At 45.6% G+C, this 5,318-nt stretch carries 6 protein-coding genes; 3 read left to right on the top strand and 3 right to left on the bottom strand.

Going from position 1 to position 5,318, the window contains the following annotated elements:
* The coding region (locus tag PLH26_RS20055; protein WP_324587802.1) for a hypothetical protein at nt 1-187 on the top strand (187 nt) is incomplete at its 5' end.
* A 378-nt stretch (nt 188-565) separates the two neighbouring features.
* Here the strand turns inward: PLH26_RS20055 and PLH26_RS20050 are convergent.
* From PLH26_RS20050 to PLH26_RS20040, 3 genes are all read right to left on the bottom strand, one after another.
* Complete coding sequence (locus PLH26_RS20050) at nt 566-1,372, bottom strand: tetratricopeptide repeat protein (protein WP_324587801.1); 807 nt, start codon at nt 1,370-1,372, stop codon at nt 566-568.
* Nucleotides 1,353-3,575: a phosphoribosylformylglycinamidine synthase subunit PurL gene (gene purL / locus PLH26_RS20045; protein WP_324587800.1), complete on the bottom strand. Its 2,223-nt coding sequence runs from the start codon at nt 3,573-3,575 to the stop codon at nt 1,353-1,355. Before purL ends, PLH26_RS20050 begins: the two co-directional genes overlap by 20 nt.
* 256 nt (nt 3,576-3,831) lie before the next feature.
* Nucleotides 3,832-4,230 carry a helix-turn-helix domain-containing protein gene (locus tag PLH26_RS20040; protein WP_324587799.1) on the bottom strand — a complete coding sequence of 133 codons (399 nt, stop codon included), beginning with the start codon at nt 4,228-4,230 and terminating at the stop codon, nt 3,832-3,834.
* A gap of 209 nt (nt 4,231-4,439) precedes the next feature.
* Between PLH26_RS20040 and PLH26_RS20035 the strand changes: the two genes are divergently transcribed.
* Nucleotides 4,440-4,880 carry a hypothetical protein gene (locus tag PLH26_RS20035; RefSeq protein ID WP_324587798.1) on the top strand — a complete coding sequence of 147 codons (441 nt, stop codon included), beginning with the start codon at nt 4,440-4,442 and terminating at the stop codon, nt 4,878-4,880.
* Between the two features lie 145 nt (nt 4,881-5,025).
* On the top strand, nt 5,026-5,313 hold the full coding sequence (locus tag PLH26_RS20030; protein ID WP_324587797.1) for a hypothetical protein: 288 nt from the start codon (nt 5,026-5,028) through the stop codon (nt 5,311-5,313).
* Nucleotides 5,314-5,318 lie beyond the last annotated feature (5 nt).

Genomic DNA, 5,318 nt, shown 5'->3' with positions numbered 1-5,318 from the left:
TTCCCTGAAGATCAAACTGGATACTACCCGCGAAGAAAATGAGCTGGTAATGTATGCCGATAATATGGGCGCCATCCCCCCCAATACCGCTTTAATGGTAGTAACGGTGGACGGCAAACGCCATGAAGTATATATTACGTCTACGGAAAAGTCGAGTGGAACGATACGGTTTAAGCGGAAAGAGTGAAGGGGGGATTTGGGATTTGAGATTTAAAATTTGAGATGGGGGCGGGTTGCAGGCTGCAAGTTTATCGTTTGGAAATTTATGGTTTGAGGTTCCGTTGATAGCCGATTGTTTGTCTCTGACAGCCCTACCTTATACCCTCCACCTTACACCTTTTGCCTTTGTTACAGGTTTGCAGGTTGCTGGAAGATGCGGTCGGTACCCGACATAAGGAGGGTCAGATCGCATCCTCGCATCATCTCTCTCAGGTGAATGGTGAAACGTGAGAAGTGAAAACACTATTCATTGCCAGCAGGCAGGTTTGGTTCCGTTTTTTGGTTCCTGGTGCTTTATATTTCCTTCTGGTTACTCCCCTGCAACTTGTAACTTGTACCCCCGGCACTACTTCAATCTTTCCAAAGCCTCCCCTGCGGCTGCAAAATCTTTATCCAGTCCCAGCGCTTTTTGGTAATACAATTTCGCTTCATCCTTATTCCCCAGCGCCTCCTCACACCTCCCTGCCTGGAAACAGGCTTCAGCAAAGGTATTGCTCACCTGTATGGCACGCTCAAATACCGCCAGCGCCTCGCTGAATCTTTGCCTGTCGTACAGCAGCAGGCCTTTTTCTATATAAGCATCTAAAAAGGTATAATCGCTTTTGAGGCATTCATCAAACTGCGCAAGCGCCTTGTCTGTTTCATTGATATTGGAATAGTATAGTCCCTTAATAAAGTATGCCTGCGATGTGGTACGCGTTTCCTGCGATGTGGCTATGATCCTGTCGGCGAGCTGTATGGCAGCGGACTGGGAGCGGCCGGCATAAATAGCTGCCAGTTGCAATTGAGGTTCGGCAAAAGCCGGCGTCACATCAACCGCCCGTTCCAAAGCATGAATGCCGTTTACGGAATCACCGGTCTGCAGCAATATATCGCCGCGCCTGTACCACAAAGCAGCATTGGCCGTATCCTCCGCCATTAAAGTATCATTCTGTAAAAGCGCTTCTTGGTATTTACCGCCCTGCGTCAGCGCGTTCATCAACTGGTACCGGGTACCCAGTGAATCGGGGTTGAGCTGTACTTTTTTTTGAAGCTGTGCTATGTGCAGGGCATTCTCATCAGCCAGTCCCGCAGCATCTTCATCGCTACTCCCCCCACAGGAACATATAAAAACAAGCAGGAAGAGCAATCCGCTATATATGCTGCTCCTCATATTCCATATATTTTTCAATAGCCGTGTCATATTGCTCCTTCCACCTGGTAATATCACCCCACGATGCACCGTCAACGATCACTGCACCATCTGTAACCTCACCCACTTTAATGAACGGCACGCCGCTTTCCTTTACTGTCTTTTCAAAAGCCGCAATATTATCCGCACTCACGCTTACCGCTACCCGGCTCTGCGATTCCCCGAACCAGAAAGCATCCGGTCTTACTTTAGTTGAAGTAGTTACTTTAAACCCTAACTCACGGTTGAACCCGCTTTCACAAAGCGTAACAAACAAACCTCCCTCGCTCAGGTCGTGAGCGGAAGCAATGGTTTTGCTGCTGATGAGCTTACTAACGGTTTGCTGTAAACGATATTCCTCTTCCAGGTCAAAATGCGGAACAGGAGAATATTCCACCCTGTGCAGCTTATGTATGTATTCAGACGAATTGATATCATCATTCACTTCACCCAATAAATAAATAGTATCGCCCGCCTGCTTAAAATCAAGCGTCATCTTCGCATCAATATCTTCCAGCAAGCCCACCATACCTATTGTGGGTGTAGGATATACCGCGCCGCCCGGATGCTGGTTATAAAAGCTCACATTACCACCCGTAACCGGCGTATCGAATTTCTTACAAGCCTCGCCCATGCCCTTAATAGCATATACAAACTGGTAATATACTTCCGGGTCGTAAGGATTGCCGAAGTTCAGGCAGTTGGTCACGCCCAGCGGCACACCGCCACTGACCACAATATTCCTTGCCGCTTCACTCACTGCGATCATACAACCCACAAACGGGTCGGCAAATACATAGCGGCTGTTACAGTCAACCGTAACCGCCAAACCCTTTTTTGTGCTCTTCACTTTCACGATCTGCGCATCGCTGGGGGCGTTGGTGGTAGTATTGCCCGTGCCCACCATGCTGTCGTACTGCGTATATATCCAGCGCTTGGACGCTATATTCGGGATGGTGATTATTTTCTCTGCCACCGCTTTCAGATCTTTCGGCACGGGTATGCTCGCAGGATCAAACTTTTTGATCTCCGCGAAATATTCCGGTTCCCTGTATTCCCTTTCATATACCGGTGCGCCGCCGCCTAATACCAGGCTTTCTGCAGGCAGTTCCGCTTCCAGCTCACCCTGCATATAAAACTGCAGCATGCCGCCATCCGTTACTTCACCGATCTGCGAGCAGGGCAAGTCCCATTTGTCGAATACCTTCAGCACATCTGCCTCCCGGCCTTTTTTTGCGATCAGCAGCATGCGTTCCTGGCTTTCGCTCAGCAGCAGCTCCCATGCCTTCATACCCGCCTGCCGGGTGGGTACTTTATCCAGGTCAATACGCATACCCACACCGCCCTTGGCGCTGGTTTCCGCGGTAGAGCATATAATGCCTGCGGCGCCCATATCCTGCATGCCCACCAATGCGCCTGTGGGAATAAGTTCTAAGCAGGCTTCTAATAATTTTTTCTCCTGGAAGGGATCGCCCACCTGCACGGCAGGCAGATCTTCCGCGCTGCTTTCCGTAATATCTGCCGACGCAAATGCCGCGCCGCCCATGCCGTCCTTACCGGTAGCAGAACCCACAATAAACACCGGGTTGCCTTTGCCTTCGGCTGTAGCGCTCACGGTTTGTCCGGCTTGTACCACGCCCACGCTCATGGCGTTCACCAGCGGGTTGGTATGATAGCAGTCCTCAAAATAAATTTCGCCGCCCACGGTAGGCACGCCAAAGCAGTTGCCGTAGTGACCAATGCCATGCACAATACCATTCATCAGGTGCTGCGTTTTTTCTTCGCTGAGGTTGCCGAAGCGCAGCGAATTCAACGCCGCTATCGGGCGTGCGCCCATCGTAAAAATATCGCGGTGAATACCCCCCACGCCGGTTGCCGCACCCTGGAAAGGCTCAATGGCAGAAGGGTGGTTATGGCTTTCAATTTTAAACACCACGCCCCAGCCGTCGCCGATATCGGCAAGCCCCGCGTTTTCCTCGCCGGCTTTCACCAGCAGCTTCGCGCCCTCGCGGGGAAGCGTTTTCAGCCACTTGATAGAATTTTTATAGCTGCAATGCTCGCTCCACATTACGGAGTAAGCGCTCAGCTCCGTAAAGTTGGGGGTGCGTCCCAATATCTTTTTTATCATCCCGAACTCATCAGGACGAAGTCCCAGCTTTTCGGCTGTTTCAACTGTTGTTTCCATGTATAGTATATGTCAAAGTATAGGAAGCGGCGAAATTACGAAACGGGAGGCAATAAAGTTCTGCGATTGCGGATTTTGGGATTACCTGGGGAAGATGGGAATTATGGGGTGGGCCGTGGCGGCGCTATCGGCGTTCGTTGTGTCACTCACTTGTACGTTTGGGGTGCTATTGGGCATGGGGCGAGGGTGTTTATAAAACTAAAATTGCTTTATTGATTGTAAACTGGGGAGCCTCGAGTTTTTCGATATTTTTCGGTTACTTTCCCTTACTATTTACAAGATCACGTAAAAAAACAATTTCCTCCTTCAGGTTTTTTATAGAAGACTCGTAGCTTTCTGCAAGGCGTGCGCGAGCCTCCCTATTGTCTTGATAAAGGTGATCAATATGGCCAATAGCATTATCATTATTGCTTTGATTGTAAATGTTATTCGGATTTGATTCAAAGAAATAATAAACTGGTTTCTCCAATATTTCAGAAATTTTCAACAACCGCTCAACGCTAAGTTTTGATTCGTTTTTTTCAATGTTAGTGTAAGCTGCCTGACTTATCTCAAGTTCCGCGGCCATGTTTTCGTGACTGAACCCTTTTTCTTTACGGGCTGTTTTGAGTTTTTCCAACACTTTCTCTATGCTTTCCATTTTTGATAAGTTCATATAATTAAAAGTAATATAATTTTTGTAAAAACTAATAATAATGTGCTAAAACTGATTGTGTGCAATAACTGAAAACCAGAGTTTCGTATGAATATAAATCAGCCCACAATTCAATCTCTATGTTACAAAACTCCTATAGCCTGTAAATAATCCGGCTATACTTTACTGCTATATAAGATTAAAATATTTAAGAATCAAAAAAGCCATCCATGAGATTTTCTTTGTTTTTTTTGAGTTTTGCAACATATGTTTTATGTAGTGCCTGTAAAAAGGAATCTTCTGATGACTCTTGCGAATTATCTATGAGTTCGTTAAGCGGAGATTATCAAATGATCAGCATTATTTCTAAGGGATCCAACGGAGAAGTGATCAATCAATTTGATACAGCTGATGAATGTGTAAAAGATAATATGTGGACTTTTGCACCTAATGGATTTTTGTATGTTAAAGACATTGGCTTACAATGCGGTACCATAAGCGCTAACGTTGAAACTTGGAGCCTTTCTGGTAATGAGATGCACGTTTCAAATAGTACAATAGGGGCTATTGTAAAAATTACAAATTTTAGTTGTAATCAATTTAGTTACGAAGGGACAGATTCATATAATGGGGTGACATATGTAACAACTGTAACACTTAAGAGATATTAGTTGCATATAATTTTGAATTTCATTGTTAGGTTTTGTCTTCAAGCTGTTTTAACTTTTGGGGAATTAAATTCTCTACTAAGCTCATCCCAATAAATTCAGCTTATTATGATAGCGTTAGATTTTGTATTTCATTAAATTTTATTTTATGGGCGATAAAGCTATGTTATTTGAGAATTTAGTGTTGAGTGCGTGGGGTAATGGGTTCAGAAGAACAGACCCTTTCCAGTTAGGAGATGCAGATACTTTTAGGCTATTAAGAAACGATCTCCAAAACAGGGAAGGACATGAAGCAAAGTTTGCACTATCAACGGCTATCATGAAAACTGCTGCTGAAAATGAGGAAGCAAAAGAAAAATTGATTGTTCTTGATAAAAAACTATGGAATATTAAACTACCACCTGCAAAGCAGGTGGATTTATGGGTAAAGCCATAGGCTAA

Origin of the sequence: Agriterribacter sp., assembly GCF_035444585.1 — a bacterium.
Classification (GTDB): domain Bacteria; phylum Bacteroidota; class Bacteroidia; order Chitinophagales; family Chitinophagaceae; genus Agriterribacter.
The sequence above is the reverse complement of the archived record's forward strand: the minus strand, read 5'-3'. Positions and strand labels throughout refer to the sequence as shown.

What these genes read in the sequence shown, in the direction of transcription:
- PLH26_RS20050 (WP_324587801.1), bottom strand. Translation starts at nt 1,372, where the DNA reads ATGAGGAGCAGCATATATAGCGGATTGCTCTTCCTGCTTGTTTTTATA.
- purL (WP_324587800.1), bottom strand. Translation starts at nt 3,575, where the DNA reads ATGGAAACAACAGTTGAAACAGCCGAAAAGCTGGGACTTCGTCCTGAT.
- PLH26_RS20040 (WP_324587799.1), bottom strand. Translation starts at nt 4,230, where the DNA reads ATGAACTTATCAAAAATGGAAAGCATAGAGAAAGTGTTGGAAAAACTC.
- PLH26_RS20035 (WP_324587798.1), top strand. Translation starts at nt 4,440, where the DNA reads ATGAGATTTTCTTTGTTTTTTTTGAGTTTTGCAACATATGTTTTATGT.
- PLH26_RS20030 (WP_324587797.1), top strand. Translation starts at nt 5,026, where the DNA reads ATGGGCGATAAAGCTATGTTATTTGAGAATTTAGTGTTGAGTGCGTGG.